The organism is Streptomyces sp. NPDC051211 (assembly GCF_040689505.1).
Taxonomy (GTDB): Bacteria; Actinomycetota; Actinomycetes; order Streptomycetales; family Streptomycetaceae; genus Streptomyces.
This window is the reverse complement of record NZ_JBFBAV010000003.1, coordinates 174995-193404: the sequence shown is the minus strand read 5'-3', so window position 1 is coordinate 193404 and position 18410 is coordinate 174995. Positions and strand designations below refer to the sequence as shown.

Here is an 18410-nt window from a genome sequence, read left to right as displayed (position 1 = left end):
GGGGCATCCACTTCTCACCGACGTGCCGCGCCGACCTCCGGTGCAGGGTCCCCGGCCCCTCCCCGGCCGGGAATCCCGGCGTTGGCGATCAGCATGTCCAGGAGCGACACCAGGACGTTGCGGACGGCACCGCGGTCGCGGGCGTCGAGCATCAGGACGGGCGTGTCCGGATCGCGGAGACGCAGCGCCGCCGCGATCTCCCCGGCGGTGTAGGGCTGTTCCCCGTGGAAGCAGTTCGCGCCGACCACGAACGGCAGGCCGCGGCTCTCGAAGAAGTCGACGGCCGGGAAGCTGCGGTCCAGGCGCCGGGTGTCGACCAGCACGATCGCCCCGAGCGCCCCGTTCAACAGGTCGTCCCACATGAACCAGAACCGCTCCTGGCCCGGCGTGCCGAACAGGTACAGAACCACCCCGGCGTCGGTGAGGGTGAGGCGGCCGAAGTCCATCGCCACGGTGGTGACCGCTTTGGACTCGATGCCGTCGAGGTCGTCGACGCCCACTCCCGCGGCCGTCAGCCGCTCCTCCGTACGCAGCGGCTCGATCTCGGAGATCGTCTCGACCAGGGTGGTCTTGCCGACTCCGAACCCCCCGGCGACGAGGATCTTGACGGGGGCCGCCTGGGGGGCGGAGGTGTCATATCCGGGCAAGGTTGTCCCTGATTCTCATGAGCAGGTGGACGTTGGTGGTCTCGGCCCCCTCCAGGGGCGGCCTGTGGTGGATCAGCCCACGGTCCGCGAGTTCACCGAGGAGCAGCGTCATCGGGGTGAGGCGGATGTGCATGCGCGCCGCGATCTCGGCGACCGCCCGCCCGTCCGGTGGCGAGCACATCGCGAGGATGGCCCGCCACTCGGTGGGCAGCCCGCTGTCGGCATCCGCGTCGACCGCCGCCGTGATCGTGGTGTCCATGGTGAGGACGGTGCACGGCGCGGCGGTACGGCCGTCGGTGAGGGCGTACAGCCGCGTCCGGCGGGGCCCCCGGGGCTGCGGCTGCGGCGGATGCGGCTGTGGCTGCGACTGCGGCTCGTCGTCCGGCATCAGGAGGTGGGTGCCTGGACGCGCTCCGGGGTGCCCAGCCATTCGCCGAGCGCCTGGGCGGTCCGTACGGCCTCGCCGCCCAGCTCCCCGAGGCGGGCCTTGCGGGAGGTCACGACGATGAGCGTGCTGCCCTCCCCGCACCCGACGATGCAGAGGTACCGGTCGTCCATCTCGACCAGCTGGCGGATGACCCGGCCGCCGCCGACCTCCCTGGATATCGCCTTCATCGTCGCCGCGACTCCGGAGGACGCGGCGGCCATGCGCTCCGCCTGGTCCCGGTCGAGCAGGTAGGCGCTGAGCCTGATCCCGTCGTTGGACAGCAGCACGGCTCCCTGGATGCCGGCGATCCGGCTGAGGTTGTTGTCCAGGACGCTGTAGATCACGTCGTTGGATGCCGCGGTGTTGGGTGTCGTCGTCATGGCTGATCCTGTCGCAGTTCTTCTTCCACCGTCTGGGTCCCCTGCTCGTAGTCCGCCCAGGCGTCGGCCACCTCTTCGGGTGTCGCGGTGTCCGGGGCAGGGGCCGGCTCCGGCGCCCGGGGCCCGCGGAGCTGTTGTGTCATATGGGTCTGCGGGACGCGCTCGGGGAGGGCCGGCCGCGTTGCGCCGCCGTCCCGGCTCACGGGCCGCAGGGCAAGCGCAGGCGCAGGCGTACGCTCCCCGTCCCCCTCTGCCGCCGCCGCCGGCTCGGGCCTGCGGCGGCTCGGCAGCCCGGAGCCGGTGTGCAGCACCAGGTCGGCCGCCCGCGGTTCGGGAACGGGAACGGGGACGGGGACGGGGACCGGCACGTCCACGGGTGTGGCGGCCGGCGACGGCTCGCGGACGGGCTCGCGCTCCGGCTCCTGCGTCCCTGCCGCCGCCAGCAGCTCGCCGGGCAGGATCACCACCGCCGAGGTCCCCCCGTACACCGAGCGGCGCAGCGTGACCGTAGCCCCGAGCTGGTCGGCGAGGTGGCCGACCACGAAGAGGCCGAGCCGGTGCGCGTTCTCGGCGAGGACCGCGTACGGCGGGGCCGTGTGCAGGCGCCGGTTCATCTCTTCGTAGCTGGCGGCGGTCACCCGCGGCCCGCGGTCCTCGATCTCGACCGACAGCCCGTTCGCCACCAGTTCGGCACGGATCACCACCTTCGACCTCGGCGGGGAGAACCGGGTGGCGTTGTCCAGCAGCTCCGCGAGCAGGTGGCTGACCTGGCTGATCACCTGCGGTGCCACGCTCGCCTCGTCCAGGGCCTGCCGCTCGATCCGCCGGAAGTCCTCCACCTCCGCGGCCGCTTCGCGCAGCAGGTCGGCGACCCGCATGGGCTCGGTGTGCGGGTCGGGGACCTCGCCGCCCGACAGGATGAGCAGGTTCTCGATCTGGCGCCGCATGCCCACGGTCAGCTGGTCGGACCGCATCAACTGGGCCAGCAGCGCCTCGTTGTGTCCGAAGGCGTCCTGCAGGTCCTCGGTCAGGCTCAGCTGGCGGCTGACCAGGTTGCCGGTGCGTGCGGCGATGCCCGAGGCGAACATGCCGAAGCCGTGGCGCTCCGCCGCGAGCTGCCGGTGCCCGTCGACGGACACGGCGACGACCCGGGCGAAGGCGTCGCTGATCCGCCCGACCTCGTCCCGCTCGCCGGCCACCGCCGGGAGCGCCCCGTCGTCCACCGGGAGCCCGCGCTGGAGCCGGGCCACCACGTCGGGGAGGGTTTTCTCGGCGACGGTCACGGTGCGTTCGTGGAGGGCGTGCAGACGGCGGAGCACCGAACGCGTGGTGAACACGACCATGACCGCGACGATGAGCAGCGCGCCGCTGCTGCCGGCGATCAGCCAGGTGACTTCGGTCTGCAGCTCCGCGGCCTTGGCCTCGCCGCGCACGAGCACGGCCCGCGCCCGGTCGACGTTGAGCGTGGCCGTCTGCCGGGAGAAGTTGTCGTGCGCCGCCCGCCAGCCGCTGACCTCGGCGGGCAGTTTGATGCCGGATCCGGTGTCCTTGTGGTCGGAGACGATCGCGTTCTCGATGCGGACCTTCGTCTGCCAGTCCGGCGAAGCGACGATCCGCTCGTGGAACTGCCGGTCCCCTTCGGGCAGGTAGGGCACGATCCAGGTCTCGTACAGGTACCGCTGGGCTCCCACGGCACTGATGAACCGGTCGAAGGAGGCGGAGTCCAGTTCCCTGGACGGCCCGGCCAGGGCCAGGATCGTGTCCTCGCGCGCCACCATCTCGGTGGCGGAGAGCATGGCCACCACGGGCCGGCTCTCCTGGGTCAGCTCGGCGTCCTCGGCGTGGCTGAACTCCTCCTGGTACACCTGGATGATCTCGCCGACCGCGCCGGTGTAGTAGTTGAGGGTGGCGTCGGCGGTGCCGCTGCGGGCGTCCGCGCGCTGGCGGTACGCGGCCAGGTCGCCCAGCCGCCGCACGATGGTCCCGACGGATTCGGACGAATGGTCCGCCAGCCGGCGGAACTCGGCCGCGGCCCGGTCCGTGGCCTGCCGCCGGATCCGCAGCTCCTCCTCGGCCCCGGCGGTGCCCGCCCACCGCGAGGCGGTCGCGGTCCGCTCGGCCTGCAGGTCGACCATGAGCGTGTACAGCGGTGCGCCGACCCGCTCGGCGGCCGCGACATCGGCCCGCAGGTGCTCCGACTGGGCCAGCAACCGTTCCGCGGTCACCGCCACTTGGGCACCCATCGCCACGGTGGGAACGACCGCCAGCCAGATCAGCAGCGTACGCAGGCGCACGGTCCGCCGCAGCCGGTTCGTCAAGGGCGCTGGTGCACCTTGGTGTTCAGTGGGAGACATCGGTCCTCAGGGCGGCGGGGAACGGGCTGGCAGGGACCCGAGCAGGCGCGTGCAGGCGCGAGCGGGGGCGTACGGACAAGCGGGAGGCGCCGATCATAACCAGCCAAACCGAAGAATCGGGGAGATTGATTCCGATGCTGCTCCGTGGTACAGGCGCGGGAGTTGTTGCCAACCGGAGTCCGGATCGCAACGCAACCGCGACGCCGCGCCCCGACGCACCCCGCCGGGGCCGCCACGCCGGCCACCGACAGGCGGGCCACCTTCTCGGCTCCCACGGTGGGCGGCGGCATGGCCTGCTTGCGGACCGCGCCGGGACTCAGCCGGCCTGGACCGTGATCGTGCGGCCCGGGGCCACGACCGGGGTCACGTAGGTGTACGTCACCCCGTCCACCACCTTGGTGCGGGCCGGCCGGGGCACTCCGTTGACCTTGATCGTGGAGTACGTGCCGGGGAAGCGGGCCTCCCAGGTGTAGGGGGAGCTGCCCGAGCCGAGGGTGAGCGACGACTTCTTCGCCCCGTCGTGGCGCAGGGAGAAGACCGAGTCTCCGACCCGGAGGTCATCGATCCGCAGCCAGTCCATGCCCGACGGCAGCCGGGACTGGGTGCTCAGGGCGCGCGCGGGCGCATTGGGGACGACTCCCATCAGGCCTTCGACGGTCTGGCCGAGCAGAGTGAAGGAGACCTCGGGGTAGTCCCCGTTGCTGCCCTGCCTGGTGTTGACGTGCTGGACGTCCTTGCGGTCGTAGACGTGCTTCATCCACTTCCAGGCGGTGTCGTTGCGGTTGTTCCGGAAGAAGGTGTCCGGCAGGTAGGTGAGGGCCTCGATGTTGGTGGGCCGGTCGGCGCCCGAGGCCTGTTCGTCGATGTAGTCGAGGTAGGCGTCCCGGCGGCTGGCGCTGGAAGTCGGCCGGAGCGTGCTGGCGCTGGTCGGCAACCGTGACGTACCGGCGGGGGAGCTGCTGTTCGACCCCGAACTGGTCATCCGGGCGACCACCGGCCCGGTTCCCGCAGGGCCCGGCACCGAAGCCTGAGCCGGGCGCCCGACCCACCGCCCGACGCGGGCGCCCGACCCACCGCCCGACGCGGGCGCCCGACCCACCGCCCGACGCGGGCGCCCGACGTGCACCTGACGCGGGCGCCTCACCCGGGCGGCCGAGCTCGGCGCTCCTCGCCGGCGAAGAGGAGTGCGCCACCGGGTCCTGTCGATCCGGGGCACGGCCCGTCCGTGCCCATGTCCACCCCCAAGCCCCTCGGAGGCACACCGTGAGAAGATCCCTGCCCGCTGCCTTATGCGCCGCGGCGCTCCTGCTCGGAGCGCTCGGCGCCTCCCCGGCCGGCGCGTCCACGACGACCGGGAGCGAGGTGACGGCCGCGCACAACAGGACGGCCGGCGCACCGGCCGTCCTGTCCGACTCCTGGCGTCCGCCCCTCAGCACCCGGGGCCGCTACGTCGTCGATGCCGACGGCAACCGCTTCAAGCTCAAGTCCGCGAACTGGCACGGAGCCCAGGGCTCGTGGAACGGCTCCGGCGACATAAACGACCCGGCCAATCACCACGACGGCGAGAAGGCCGACCAGATGCCGCTCGGCCTGGACCGCGCGCCGATACCGCGGATCCTCGCCGGATTCCACGAACTCGGCATCAACAGCATCCGGCTGCCGTTCTCGAACGAGATGCTGCACGACCAGCGCCCGGTTTCCGACGCCTCGGTCGCCGCCAACCCGCACCTGCGAGGCAAGACCCCGCTCCAGGTGTTCGACGCCGTCATCGCCGCCACCACTGCCGAGGGCTTCACGGTGATCCTCAACAACCACACCATCACCTCACGCTTCTGCTGCGGTCTGGACGGCAACGAACGCTGGAACACCAGCCAGTCCACCGCACAGTGGGAGAACGACTGGATCAACCTCGCCCGCCGTTACAAGGACAACAAGCGCGTCGTCGGCGCCGACCTGTACAACGAGGTCCGCCGCACCGTCACCGACGACGCCAACTGGAACTGGGGCAACGACCACGACTGGTGGGCCGCTTCCCAGCGGCTCGGCGACCGGCTCCTCACCGAGGCCAATCCCGATCTGCTGGTGATCGTCGAAGGGATCAACTGGCAAGGCATCCCCGCCGACGGGCTGCCCCACTGGCGTCCCACGCTCGAACCGGTCCGTACCCTCTCGCACACCCTCGTCGCCTCCGACAAGCTGGTGTACGCGGCCCACTTCTACGGCTACACCGGGCCGAACCACACCGGCGCGACCGGCATGGGCGAGACGCGCGACCCGCGCTACCAGGAACTCTCCCGCGAGGACCTGTTCGCGACCCTGCAGCGCCAGGCGTTCCACGTCTCCGCCGAATCGGGCCGCCACTTCACCGCACCCCTGTGGATCAGCGAGTTCGGCATCGGAAGCGACGAGACCAACCCGCAGGCCCGCGCCTGGTTCGGCAACCTCGTGGACCATCTGATCGCCAACGACACCGATTTCGCCTACTGGCCCTTGGTCGGATGGGCCGGACACGGCATCTGGTCGATCCTCAACTTCGATGCTGCGGGCCGCCGTTCCGGCATCCTGGACGGCGGAGACTGGCGCGCCGCCGACTGGAACCGGCTGGTCACCTCGCCGCAGAAGAGCGGCCGGGTCGCAGTCTCCGGCACCTGGGACATGCTCAACCTCGATCATGCCGATGCGGTCCAGTCGGCACGCGCACGGGCCCTCGGGGACTGGGACCCGGGAGCCCGCAAGGGGGCGTGTCCCGACGGACAGCGGCTCGTCGGCCTGGCGCACCGGGACGGGCGCGGACTGTGCACCGATTCCGGGGCTGCCGGCCTGGCTGCCATCGGCCCGGTGCCGGCCGTCGTGAACGACGAACGCCACGTACAGCAGGGCGACTGGGCGAGCGGCTACACCAAGTACCAGTGCGCGCCCGACCAGTTCGTCATCGGGTACAGCGTGCGGGGCCGGGCGGTCTCCGCAGTCCTGTGCGCCAAGGCCGGCAGGACACTCGGGACGAACGGCCGTACCGTCTGGTTCGACCGGGGCGACAACCGGCCGGCCGGAGGCCCGGGGGGAGAGTTCGCGCACGGCAACTACAAGGGGCAGTGCGGAACGGACGAGTACGCCGCGGGCATCGCCTTCACCGACGCCTGGGCCAAGGGCAGGACGCCGGACGCCCTGCTGTGCCGCAAGCTGTGACGACCGACGCCCACCGGCCCGCCGGCCGGGGCCCGTCACAAGGGGCCCCGGCCGGCGGGCGGCCGCTCGCCTTCCTTCTCAGGGAGCGGCGGGACCGGACCCGGAAGTCTCCCAGAAGCCGCACTGGTGGTCTGCGGCGAAGCCGGTGGACGGGGTGAGGGCCTCCGGGCCGAGGGTGAGCGAGGTGTACGGGGCGCCGGTCGCCGGCCAGGGGGTCTGGCCCGGAACGCCGGGGTTCCCGGCGCGCGCGAAGGCGCCCCAGTACCGCTTCATCCGGTTCCCCAGGGCCAGCTGTGGGGCCGTCAGGGGACGGTCTCCCATGGTGAACTCGTACAGATAGGCCAGCTCGGCGCTGTGGCCGTTGGACTGGTCAAGCCCCGGCACCTGCGCGCCGTACAGGGTCGGTGAGTTCGGGTCGTCGAACTCATAGGCATACGTGGGTGCATGCGGCGCGAAGAGCCGGGCCGTCCAGTAGGTGTGGCAAGCGAAGGTGGAGTCGGTGAGGACGGCCGAGAGCGCGAGGTAGGGGGAGGGGAACCCGTCCACCGGATAGCGGGCGAGCACCTCCTCGGCCGCGGGCCCGTACGAGGCGCGGATCTGCTCCGTGTACTCCTGTGCGGTCAGCCGCGGCTGGGTCAGCGCGACGAAGAACCGCGCCTCGGACCGCGTGCTGCCGATCAGGACCGGCACCTTGTTCCAGGCCCCCGAGGCGATGGCCGCGACGGGCTCCAGCGGCAGCAGCCCGTCGCCGTACGCCGGCCCCTGGACCGGCAGCGTCCGTGCCGCGTTCACCAGGTCGGCGCCCCGGGCGCCGCGCAGGCAGTCCGCCGCGCGCAGCGGATCGGTGCAGCCCAGCTGCGCGGCGTAGGCGCGGGCCTGCTCCTCGGCCCGTGCCCGGTCGGGCGCACGCAGCAGGGTGCACGGCCCGCTCTGCAGCACGGCGCGCGTGAACATGCCTCCGGCCTGCGGGGACGCGAGCATGGCGCAGACCGAACCGCTGCCGGCGGACTGGCCGGCGAGGGTGATGTTGCCCGGGTCGCCGCCGAAGCCGGCGATGTTCTCCCGGGTCCACTTCAGTGCCGCGATCTGGTCCATGAGCCCGAACGAGCCGGACCGCGGCGCCTGCGCGCCGGTCACCTCCGGCAGGGCCAGATAACCCAGCTGCCCCAGCCGGTAGTTGATGCCGACCACGACGCTGCCGGTCAGGCCCGCCATGGTCCGGCCGCCGAACTGGGTTCCCGTGCCCTGGCTGTACGCGCCGCCGTGGATCCACAGGATCACCGGCAGCCGGGCTCCCGGGTGCGCGGTCCGCGGCCGATAGACGTCCAGGTAGAGGCAGTCCTCGCTGACCGCCTCCGGGTCGCGCAGCCCGTACGGCGAGAACTGCAGACATGCGGGCGCCGCGACGCTCGCATCCCGGGGCCCGCTCCACGCGGCCGGTTTCTGGGGCGGCCGGAAGCGCAACGCTCCGACCGGGGGTGCCGCATAGGGCACCCCCAGGAACTCCTGGGCCCGGTCGTGGGTCCGTCCGATCAGCGTGCCCTGAGTGGTCCGGACGGCAGGGCGCGGCTCGCTCCCGTGGGCGCCGGCCGCCGGGGCGGTGCCGAGCAGGGTCGTAGCGAGCAGTGCCGTCAGCGCGAGCAGACGGGCCACCCCGACCCGGGGTCTCGCCGTGCACAGGATTTTCATGCCTTTCCTCCCGATTTGAGTTACACGTGTTATCTTCGAGGTGAGGGCTGTGAGGCGGTGCCGCGCAGGTCGCAGGGGGGTTTCCCGGGGGCGATACTGAAGATCACGGTGCTGGAGGCGACATGCGCGAACCGGAGTCTCGCGGCCCGAGCCCGGCCTCGGCGTCCGTCAGTGGCGGAGCAGCGGTCGTGCTGGACGGCCAGGGTGTGGTCGTCGCCCGCACGGCGATGGCTGCGGCGCTGCTGGACTGCCTGCCCGGCCACGTGTGTGATCCCTTGCTGGCGCTGCTTCCGCGCAGCGGAAGCGAACCCGGCCCGGCCGGGGCTTCGGCAACCGTGTCCGGAAGGGATCAGGCAGGGCGGAAGGTCTCCCTGGCCTGCGAGGTCGTCCGGCTCGCGGCGCGCGCTCCGGGCGATGCCGATGCCAATGCCGATGCCGATGTGCCGACCGGACGGCAGTGGCTCGTGCTGCTCACGCCGGTCGAAGGCCCGGCGGGAACCGCGGCCGGAACCGCGGGCGGAGCGGGCGAGCGCGAGTGGGACGCGGAGCGCAGCCGGAGGGCGCTGGCCCAGGCCGCCGCGGCGAGCATCGGCGCCTCCCTGGACGTGGCCGAGACGGCCGAGATGCTGGTGAACCTGCTCGTCCCCGACTTCGCCGACCTGGCGACCGTGGACCTCGCCGACCCGGTACTGGTGGGTGACGAGCCGGCGCACCTCGACGTCAGCAGCGACGTCCGCCTGCGCCGGGCCGCGGCCGCGCAGAGTCCGGACATCTCCGCGGAGGACCTCCTGCCCGTGGGAGAGGTGCTCCCCCCGGTACCGGAGAGCGGGCTGATGCGCCCCCTCATGGAGGGACGGCCCGTCCTCGCGTCCGACGCTTCCGTTCTGGGCGCGACCCTCGGCGTGGATCCGGGGCAGGTGCCCCTGTTCGTCCCGCGCGGGGCACACTCGTCCGTGGCGGTGCCGCTGTTCGCGCGGGGTCTGATCCTCGGCTGCGTCACGGTCTGGCGCAGCCGGCTGCCCTCCCCGTACGGCGAGGAGGACGCCGCTCTCCTGGGGGACGTCGTCTCCCGCGCCGCGCTCGGCGTGGACAACGCCCGGCGCTACACCAGGGAACACCGGTCGGCGGTGGCCTTGCAGCGGAGTCTGCTGCCGCGCTCCGCCCTGGACATGACGGCCGCGCAAACGGTGGGGGTCTACCGGCCGGCGGGCGGCGGCGTGGGGGTCGGCGGTGACTGGTTCGACGTGATACCCCTGCCGTCGTCGCGCGTGGCGTTCGTCGTCGGCGACGTCGTCGGCCATGGACTCGATGCGACCGCCGCCATGGCACGACTGCGGACAGCGGTACGGACCCTGGCCGACCTCGACCTGGATCCCGGGGAACTCCTCACTCACCTCGACGACTTGGTGCTCGGCCTCTCCGGCGAGCAGATGGCCGGCGACTCCCGCTCGGAGCCGGCGGTGCTCGGAGCGACCTGCCTGTACGCCGTTTACGACCCGGTGACGAGGAAGTGCGCCGTGGCCAGCGCGGGACATCCGCCGCCCGTCGTCGTGCCGCCGGGCGAGGAGCCGGCCTTCGTCAACGTGGTGCCGGGTCCGCCGCTGGGAGTCGGCGGAATGCCCTTCGAGGTGACCGAGTTCGGCGTGCAGCCCGCGAGCATGCTGGCGTTCTTCACGGACGGCCTCGTGGGAGGCCGAGGGGGCGACATCGAAGAGGGGATGGAGAAACTGAGGAGCTCGCTCGCCGAAGCCGAAGCCGAAGCCGAAGCCGAAACCAAGGCCGAAGCCGAGGCCGGGCCCGACGCAGGCTCCGGCTCCGGCCGGAGCCTCGACGAGATCAGCCGCAGCCTCATCGACACCCTGTTGCCCCGGGAGCCGGCCGACGACGTGGCCTTGCTGCTCGCCCGCACCCACGCCATACCCTCCGATCGTGTCGCCGAGTGGGAATTCGAAGCCGATCTGTCGCTGGTCGGCCGTGCCCGCGAGCTGGTGGTCGGCCGGCTGTCCGAGTGGGAGCTGGACGAACTGGGCTTCGTGACGGAACTCGTGGCCAGCGAACTCGTCACGAACGCCATCCGCTATGCCGGCGGCCCGGTCCGGCTCCGGCTCATCCGCGACCGGGTGCTCGTCCTCGAGGTCTCCGACCCCAGCAGCACGCAGCCGCGCCTGCGCCGTGCACGCGAGACGGACGAGGGAGGCCGCGGCCTCTTCCTCGTCGCCCAGCTCGCCGACCGCTGGGGCAGCCGGTTCACCGGTACGGGGAAGACCATCTGGACGGAGCAGGCCATGGACGGCCCTGCCCTCGGCAACCTGTGAGCACGGCGGAGCAGCGCCCGCGGGAGGGGGCGGAGCGCAGGTGCGCTCCGCCCCTGCAGCTCGGCTGCGTGCCCGGGAGGGCAGGGGTCACGGGCGCAGCCCGGCCAGCAGGGCGCTCGTCGCGGCGAAGTGGGCCGGTCCGGTGTTCCAGTTGGCGGACATGGGGCTGATCGCGATCTTGCCGGCGCTCACGGCCTCCACGTCGCTGCCCTTGGCGGCGGGCTGCGGCTTGAACTTCACCGCGACCTTCCACGTACCGTCGCCGGAATCCGTGAAGTCCGGCTGAAGCGGCTGCTGGGGGTCCTGGATGGTGGTGGCGACGCCGGCGGCGGTCCCCTTGCCGTCCGCCCCGACGACCGGGTGGTTGATGTTCAGGCCGACACCTTCGGGCAGCAGCGGGACGGACTTCGCCTTCGCCCGGTCCTGTAGCCGGTCGATGAGCCTGACCGCGAACTCGACGGTCGGACGCATGGCGTTGACGGTGGCGACCGGGTCGGGAGCGGCGAAGCCGCCCGTGCTGAGGGCGATCGCCGGCACGCCGTATTCGAGGGCTGCGACGGCGCCGCCCACCGTGCCGGAGTGGTTCGCGAGGCCGGCGACGTTCGGCCCGAAGTTGGTGCCGGAGACGACCAGGTCGGGAGCCCGGCCCTCGAAGACCTCGGCGAGGCCGAAGGCCACCGAGTCGCCCGGAGTGCCGTCGACGGCCCAGACCTTGGGCTCGGGGTGCTCGACGTTCACGGTGGAGCCGCTGAGCATCTTGGTTCCCGTGCCGCTCTGGTTGGTGAGCGGCGCGACGATGGTGACGTCGTGCCCGGCGGCGGTCAGGAGCTGGAACGCCGTACGGATTCCCGGTGCGTTGTAGCCGTCGTCGTTGGTGAGCAGGATCCGCAGCGGGCCGGCGGGCCCGCCCTGCGGTGCCGCCGCCGCGGGTGCCGTACCGGCGAGGAGGGGCGTACACAGCAGCAGGGCAGCCATCGGCAGAACTCGCTTGCGTCTCACGGTGTGCTCCTTCGAGAGGGGAGGGTGAACGGAGGGAAACCGGCGGGCGTACGACCCTCGGCATACGCCCGCCGGAGCTGGGGCCGGACCGCAGCAGCCGCCCGGGAGGCGGCCGGGGGCGGTCAGCGCACGGTGCGGATGGGCAGGATGGCCAGTGCGCCGATCAGCGAGAGCGCGCCGCCGACCAGGAAGAGCGGGGTGTACCCGCCGAAGGCGGTGACGACCGCCGAGGCGACGAACGGGGCGATGATCTGCGGCCCGGCGTTGGCGATGTTGAGCACGCCCATGTCGCGCGCGGCATCCTCGGCGCTGGGCAGGACCAGGGTGACCAGCGCGGTGTCGACGGCCATGAAGCAGCCGAAGGCAAGGCCGTTGAGCGCGTTGAAGACGAGCATGCCGGTCCACGTGGGGCTGATCACCGGGACCGCCATGACGAGCCCGGCGAGGGCGGCCGAGACACCGACGAACACCTTCCGGCGGTTCCACCGGTCGGACAGCAGCCCGCCCACCACGGTGGACACGGCCATCGCGACCATCGTCACCGGGGTGAGTATCGCCATCGCGGCGGGCGGGGTCAGCCCGGCGGGCAGCGTGATGTGGTCGTCGAGGATGTAGAGCTGGTAGCCGATCACCGAGAAGTAGCCGAGCACCATGAGCGCGCGCCCGATGAAGGCCCAGCGGAAGTCGTGGTTGGCCAGGGCCGAGAGGAACGCGGCCATCTTCTGCCGGGCGGGAACGGCGGCGGCGGGGGTGGGGGCGGACCGGGGCACGTCCCGGAAGCAGGCGCTGAGCAGGAGCGCCGAACCGGCTGCCAGGGCGCCCAGGACGAGGTATCCCGTACGCAGCTGTCCTGCGGTCTGCGAGGCGATCAGTACGCCCACGGTGCCGCCGATCGGCAGCGCCAGGCCGACGACCGCGGATGCCGTGCCGCGCTTGGCCACGGGGATCCGGTCGGGCACGACGGCGGTGACGGCGGCCTGGTAGACGTTCATCGTGGCCTGGATCAGGCACCAGGCGATGCCGACGAGGAGTGCGGTCCGGAGGGTGCCGAGGAGGGCCAGGAGCGCCAGGGCGGCCAGGGCGCCGCCCAGCATCCAGGGATTGCGGCGGCCGGACCGGTCGGACAGGGCGCCGGCGATCGGGTTGAACGCGGTCGCGAAGACCGCGCTGATGCCGCCGATCAGCCCCAGGAGGGCGACCTTGTTCGCCGGGTCGATCGCGGCGATCTGCGTGGGCAGCAGCACCGAGCCGACACCCATGTAGACCGCCAGCATGGATGCGTTGGCGAGGAGCAGGAGCAGGAGGAGTCCGCGCTGTCGCGGGGCTCTCGGCACCGTGATCGTGGCGCAGCTGCTGGTGGGGACGGACATGCCAACTCCTGGGAGGGGGAGCGGAGAGGAGAGGGGGAGGGGAGTCGCGGGGCGGGGGAGGCGCGCGACCGGGACGCTCCCGTCAACGGGACGCATCCTTGTGGTTACACGTGTTAATCGACGTGTGAAGACTGTGTAGCACGCGGCCCGGCCGTTCGGCTAGGCCTGGAATCGATGGAGTCGCCGATCCGGTGGGCGGGTGCCGGTGGCGCCTGCCCTCGTCGCCACCTCGTGCGAATCGAGCGGCCGAGCGGACTGCGTCATACCTGTTACACGTGTAATCTGCGCCTCGGGCGGCCCGTGCGCCCGGTAAATCCGAAGGAGAATCCGATGCCACACATCCCGGCAACCCGGCCGCGCATCCTGGCCGCTCCCGACGGCACGCCGTTCCGCGATCTCAACGGCAACGGTGTGATGGAACCCTACGAAGACCCGCGGCTTCCGGTCGCCGAGCGCGTCGCGGACCTCCTGGGCCGCATGACGCTGGCAGAGAAGGCCGGCCTCCTCTTCCACACCATGGTCGCCGTCAACGCCGACGGCTCCCTGGTGGAACCGGAGCCGGGAGAGCCGGACGACGACCCCATGCGTGCCTCCACCGCCGCGATGGTCACCGGCAAGCTCATGAACCACTTCAATCTCTTCGGAGCGGCGGCGCCGCGCCGCATGGCCGAGTGGAACAACCGCCTCCAGGATCTCGCCGCCACGACGCGCCTGGGGATCCCGGTGACCCTCTCGACCGACCCCCGCAACGGATTCGTCGACAATCCGGCCGCGAGCGTGCACACGGAGGGGTTCTCCCTGTGGCCGGAACCGCCCGGCCTGGCCGCCGTCAACGACGAGGAACTCGTGCGCCGGCACGCCGACATCGTCCGGCAGGAGTACCTCGCGGTCGGCATCCGGCTCGCCCTGCACCCCACGGCCGACCTGGCCACCGAGCCCCGCTGGCCGCGCGTGCTGGGCACGTTCGGCTCCGACGCCGACGTGGCCGCCCGCATGGTCGGTGCGTACGTCCGAGGACTGCAGGGCGAGTTCCTCGGCCCCGGCAGCGTCTCGACGATGACCAAGCACTTCCCCGGTGCCGGACCGCAGCTGAACGGCGAGGACGCGCACTTCCCCTACGGGCGCGAACAGGTCTACCCCGGCGGCAACTTCGACTACCACCTGATCCCCTTCGAGGCCGCCTTCGCCGCCGGGACCTCGCAGATCATGCCGTACTACGCCATCCCCGTCGGCACTCCCTACGAAGAGGTCGGATTCGGCTTCAACAAGGGAGTCATCACCGGCCTGCTGCGCGAGAAGTACGGCTTCGACGGCATCGTCTGCACCGACTGGGGCCTGGTCACCGACACGCAGATCTTCGGGGCTCCCTTCCCGGCACGCGCCTGGGGAGTGGAGGAGCTGGACCGGCTCACCCGGGTGGAACGCATCCTCGACGCCGGAGCCGACCAGCTCGGCGGCGAGGCCGCCCCCGACCTCATCGTGGAACTCGTCCGCACCGGCAGGGTGACGCCCGAGCGCATCGATGCATCGGTCAGGCGCCTGCTGCGGGAGAAGTTCGTCCTCGGTCTCTTCGACAACCCCTACGTGGACCCCGAGGAGGCCGCCCGGATCTGCGGGAACCCCGAGTTCGCCGCGGCCGGTCTCGCCGCCCAGAGCCGCTCGATCACCATCCTCAAGGACCGCCCCCACGAGGCCGCGGAGCCTCTGCTGCCGCTCGGCCCGGACGTCCGGATCTACACGGAGGGCATCGACCCCGCCATCGCCGCGCGGTACGCGACCGTCGTGGCGGCACCCGAAGAGGCCGACGTCGCGGTGCTGCGCATCGCGGCCCCGTACGACAAGCGGCGCACCACGGGTTTCGAGTCCTTCTTCCGGGCGGGCCGCCTCGACTTCAACGAAGAAGAACTCCGGCCCGTACTGGAGGTCGCCGCCGCCGTCCCGACCGTCGTCGACATCTTCCTGGACCGAGCGGCGGTCATACCCGAGATCGCGGACCGGGCGGCAGCGCTCGTGGGGAACTTCGGCGCCTCGGACACCGCGCTCCTGGACGTGCTCTTCGGCCGGGTGCGGGCCGAAGGGCGGCTGCCCTTCGAACTGCCCCGCTCGATGGAGAGCGTCGTCGCCGGGCACGAAGACGTGCCCAACGACTCCGGGGACCCGCTGTTCCCCTACGGGCACGGTCTCCGGCTCGGCTGATCCACGGCCGCGCCGGAGGTGCGCCCGCGGCGCCGGGCCGACCCCCGCGCCGCTGCTCCTCCCCGCGGGACGGGTCGGCTCCTCCGGACGGGTCGGTCCCTACGGACGGGACCGGTCCCGTGGAGCGGGTCGGTTCCGCGGTCCGCGGGAGGGGTCAGGTCCCGCAGGACGGGTTCGGCCCCGCGGGACGGGTTCGGCCCCGCGGGGCGGGTTGGTCCCTCGGGACGGGTTCGGCCCCGCGGGGCGGGTTGGTCCCGCGGGACGGGTCCGGTCCCGCGGGACGGCTCACCAGCCGTTCATCGAGTTCCACCAGCCCCACCGCTGCGGCGCCGGGCCGCCGTCGCCCGCCCGCTCGCCCCGCCGCTTCTCCGGTACGCCCATCACCACGCGGGACGCCGGCGGGGCGGCCGCGGTGCCGGGTGCCGGTCCGAACGGGTTGAACACGACCGGCAGTTCGTCCGGGGTGCCGCACCACAGCGAAGGCCGCCGGCGCAGCGCGGTGTCGGGAACGGCGGGCCGGAGCGCGTTCAGCCGCTCGACCACCACCTCCACCGCCGTCTCGACGATCGACCGGGCCACGTCCTTGGCGGGGCACCCGTGCGAACCGGCTCCCCACGCCACATGGGCACGGCTGCCGAGGTCCTGCGCGCCGTGCCGCAAGAGCTCGCTGTTGGCGGCCGCCAGGCAGGGGATCAGCAGCTCGCCGGCGGCCACCCGGCACCCCGCGAAGAGGACATCGCTGCGGGCCCAGCGTCCGGCGATGTTGGGGACCGGTGAGCCGTCCCACAGTGCGCGGTCGGCGGCGTCCGTGACGGTCAGCCGACCGGTGGCCACGGCGGCGTGCAGGCGGGCATCGCCCAGCAGCAGGCGCAAGGTGGCGGTGATCCAGCTCATGGTGGACCGCCCTCCCGACAGCAGGACCGCCGCCAGGTTGTGGGCCACCTCTGCCTCCGTCAGGTGGGCGGAGTGGGCCAGCAGCCAGGAGGTGAGATCCGGGCCGGGCACCTCCCGCTTCCGGGCGACCAGACGGTGCAGAACCCGCATCAGTTCCGCCTCGGCGCGGGCCGCGTCGTGGGTGCCCCCGGCAAGCGCACCGAGCAGCGCGGCCGGCTCGCCCTGCGCGGACTCGGGAAGGCCGATGAGCACCGTGAAGGCATACCACGCCAAGGGGTCCCCGTACTGGGCGACGAGATCCGCAGCACCGTCCGCCGCCCACGCGTGCACCAGCGCCCCGGCCCGAGCCCTGACGGCGCTGCCCAGCCGGCGCAGGTCGATGCCGTTCAGGGTCTCGGTCACGGCGTGGCGCGCCCGTCGGTGGTCCTGGTCGTCGAGCCGGTTCAGGGCCGGACGCCAGCCCAGCACCGCAAGCAGGGGCGAGTCCTCGGGAAGCAGGCCCTCGGTGATCGCGTTCCAGCGCCGTGCGTCGCTGGAGAACGCCCGCTCGTTCCGGACGAGCTCGAGCACTTCCCGGTGCCCCATCACGAGCCACGCCGCGACCCCCGGACCGAGCTCGACGGGAGCGATCGCTCCCCAGCGCCGGTGCAGCACGTCGTAGAGGTGGCGCGGATCGCGGGCGAGGAGCCCGCCGTACAGGGGGACCGGGCTTTCCCGGAGCGGGCATGCGGCCGGGGTCTGACCGGTGCGGTCCATGAGCACCTTCCGTGCGGATCCAGAGGTATGGGGCGGACGTCGGAACACCACGGGCATCGGGTAGATCGGTAACGCGTGTAACCTGGAAGGTGCAGCGGTCAGCCGGCCGGAAATTCGAGCGGAGAAGGACGTCATGGCCAAAGAAACTTCCGGCGCCGTCTCGATCACCAGTGCGGATGTGGCCCGCCTGGCGGGCGTGTCCCGGGCCACCGTGTCCTTCGTACTCAACGACACCCAGGGCCACCGGGTCAGCGACACCACCCGAGCTCGGGTGCTGGCCGCCGCCAAGGACCTCGGGTACGTGCCGCACGCTGCCGCCCGCTCGCTGCGCGCCGGGCGCAGCAACCTGGTCCTGCTGCCCGCGTCGGTCTCCGCCATCGGCAGCCTGGTCAGCAGCTGGGTGGACGACCTGCAGAGCGAACTCGACCGGCACGGGTACACGACGGTCCTCCACACCGGCCGCTTCCCCGACGCGGCGACGGCCGCGCGCTCCTGGGCGGAACTGCGGCCCGCGGCCGTGCTCGCGATGAACGGCGACCGGCTCACCGGCGAGGCCGCCGGCATCCTGCGCCGCGCCGGTGTGCGCGGGCTCCTCGCCGTCGCCGCCCGTCCCGTGGAAGGGATCCACACGGTGGTGTTCGACCACGGGCGCATCGGCGAGGTCGCCACCGAACACCTCATCGCCCGCGGGCGGACCAGGATCGGCGTGGTCCTGCCGCAGGAGCGGGGCCTGGACGTTTTCGGACAGCCGAGGCTGGCCGGCGCCCAGCGGGTCGCCTCCCGGCACACGGCGACGGTGACGCCCGTGGAACTCGCCTACACCCGCGAGTCCGCCACGGCCCTGGCCGGGAACTGGGCGGCCCTCGGCCTGGACGGGGTCTTCGCCTTCAACGACGAGTACGCCTCGCTCCTCATGCACGCGCTGCGGAGCGAGGGCATCGGCATCCCGGACGACGTGGCCGTCGTCGGCTCCGACGACCTCGTGCTGTCCGCTCTGCAGCAGCCGCCGCTGACCACCGTCCGGCTGCGCCTGCCCGCGCCGGCGGTGATCGCCGAAACCCTCCACGCGCTGATCGAGCGGGCAACTGCAGCGCCGGTGCCGGAGGTCGAACCCGAGCTGGTTCACCGGCTGAGCTCCTGAGGCTCCTGAGCCGGCGCCCCGGCGGCGGGCGCGAAGGCGTGGGGCACCGGGCGACA

At 72.4% G+C, this 18410-nt stretch carries 13 protein-coding genes; 4 read left to right on the top strand and 9 right to left on the bottom strand.

Annotated features, from left to right (window positions below; all coding sequences use genetic code 11):
• Positions 1–14 precede the first annotated feature (14 nt).
• The 5 genes from AB0447_RS05885 to AB0447_RS05865 form a co-directional block, all read right to left on the bottom strand.
• On the bottom strand, positions 15–647 hold the full coding sequence (locus tag AB0447_RS05885) for an ATP/GTP-binding protein (protein ID WP_366475234.1): 633 nt from the start codon (positions 645–647) through the stop codon (positions 15–17).
• Complete coding sequence (locus AB0447_RS05880; RefSeq protein WP_366475233.1) at positions 634–1035, bottom strand: DUF742 domain-containing protein; 402 nt, start codon at positions 1033–1035, stop codon at positions 634–636. Before AB0447_RS05880 ends, AB0447_RS05885 begins: the two co-directional genes overlap by 14 nt.
• Positions 1035–1454, bottom strand: a complete 420-nt coding sequence (locus AB0447_RS05875) for a roadblock/LC7 domain-containing protein (RefSeq protein WP_366475232.1) — start codon at positions 1452–1454, stop codon at positions 1035–1037. Before AB0447_RS05875 ends, AB0447_RS05880 begins: the two co-directional genes overlap by 1 nt.
• Positions 1451–3772 (bottom strand): nitrate- and nitrite sensing domain-containing protein, encoded by a 2322-nt coding sequence (locus AB0447_RS05870; protein WP_366475231.1) that lies wholly within the window; start codon positions 3770–3772, stop codon positions 1451–1453. Before AB0447_RS05870 ends, AB0447_RS05875 begins: the two co-directional genes overlap by 4 nt.
• A gap of 352 nt (positions 3773–4124) precedes the next feature.
• Positions 4125–4742, bottom strand: a complete 618-nt coding sequence (locus AB0447_RS05865) for a hypothetical protein (protein ID WP_366475230.1) — start codon at positions 4740–4742, stop codon at positions 4125–4127.
• A 329-nt stretch (positions 4743–5071) separates the two neighbouring features.
• Here AB0447_RS05865 and AB0447_RS05860 point away from each other — a divergent pair, with 329 nt between their 5' ends.
• Positions 5072–6994, top strand: coding sequence for a cellulase family glycosylhydrolase (locus AB0447_RS05860; protein ID WP_366475228.1), 1923 nt, complete (start codon positions 5072–5074; stop codon positions 6992–6994).
• A 78-nt stretch (positions 6995–7072) separates the two neighbouring features.
• Here the strand turns inward: AB0447_RS05860 and AB0447_RS05855 are convergent, their stop codons facing one another.
• Complete coding sequence (locus AB0447_RS05855; protein ID WP_366475227.1) at positions 7073–8683, bottom strand: carboxylesterase family protein; 1611 nt, start codon at positions 8681–8683, stop codon at positions 7073–7075.
• 122 nt (positions 8684–8805) lie between these two features.
• Here AB0447_RS05855 and AB0447_RS05850 point away from each other — a divergent pair, with 122 nt between their 5' ends.
• Complete coding sequence (locus AB0447_RS05850; RefSeq protein ID WP_366475226.1) at positions 8806–10998, top strand: SpoIIE family protein phosphatase; 2193 nt, start codon at positions 8806–8808, stop codon at positions 10996–10998.
• An 87-nt stretch (positions 10999–11085) separates the two neighbouring features.
• Here the strand turns inward: AB0447_RS05850 and surE are convergent, their stop codons facing one another.
• Both surE and AB0447_RS05840 read right to left on the bottom strand, forming a co-directional pair.
• Complete coding sequence (gene surE, locus AB0447_RS05845) at positions 11086–11997, bottom strand: 5'/3'-nucleotidase SurE (RefSeq protein WP_366475225.1); 912 nt, start codon at positions 11995–11997, stop codon at positions 11086–11088.
• Between the two features lie 122 nt (positions 11998–12119).
• On the bottom strand, positions 12120–13367 hold the full coding sequence (locus AB0447_RS05840; protein WP_366475224.1) for an MFS transporter: 1248 nt from the start codon (positions 13365–13367) through the stop codon (positions 12120–12122).
• Between the two features lie 330 nt (positions 13368–13697).
• Here AB0447_RS05840 and AB0447_RS05835 point away from each other — a divergent pair, with 330 nt between their 5' ends.
• Complete coding sequence (locus AB0447_RS05835) at positions 13698–15563, top strand: glycoside hydrolase family 3 N-terminal domain-containing protein (RefSeq protein WP_366475223.1); 1866 nt, start codon at positions 13698–13700, stop codon at positions 15561–15563.
• A gap of 285 nt (positions 15564–15848) precedes the next feature.
• Here the strand turns inward: AB0447_RS05835 and AB0447_RS05830 are convergent, their stop codons facing one another.
• Positions 15849–17213 carry a cytochrome P450 gene (locus AB0447_RS05830; protein ID WP_366475222.1) on the bottom strand — a complete coding sequence of 455 codons (1365 nt, stop codon included), beginning with the start codon at positions 17211–17213 and terminating at the stop codon, positions 15849–15851.
• A gap of 133 nt (positions 17214–17346) precedes the next feature.
• On the opposite strand from AB0447_RS05830, the gene AB0447_RS05825 reads away from it, so the two are divergent.
• Positions 17347–18354: a LacI family DNA-binding transcriptional regulator gene (locus tag AB0447_RS05825; protein ID WP_366475221.1), complete on the top strand. Its 1008-nt coding sequence runs from the start codon at positions 17347–17349 to the stop codon at positions 18352–18354.
• Positions 18355–18410 lie beyond the last annotated feature (56 nt).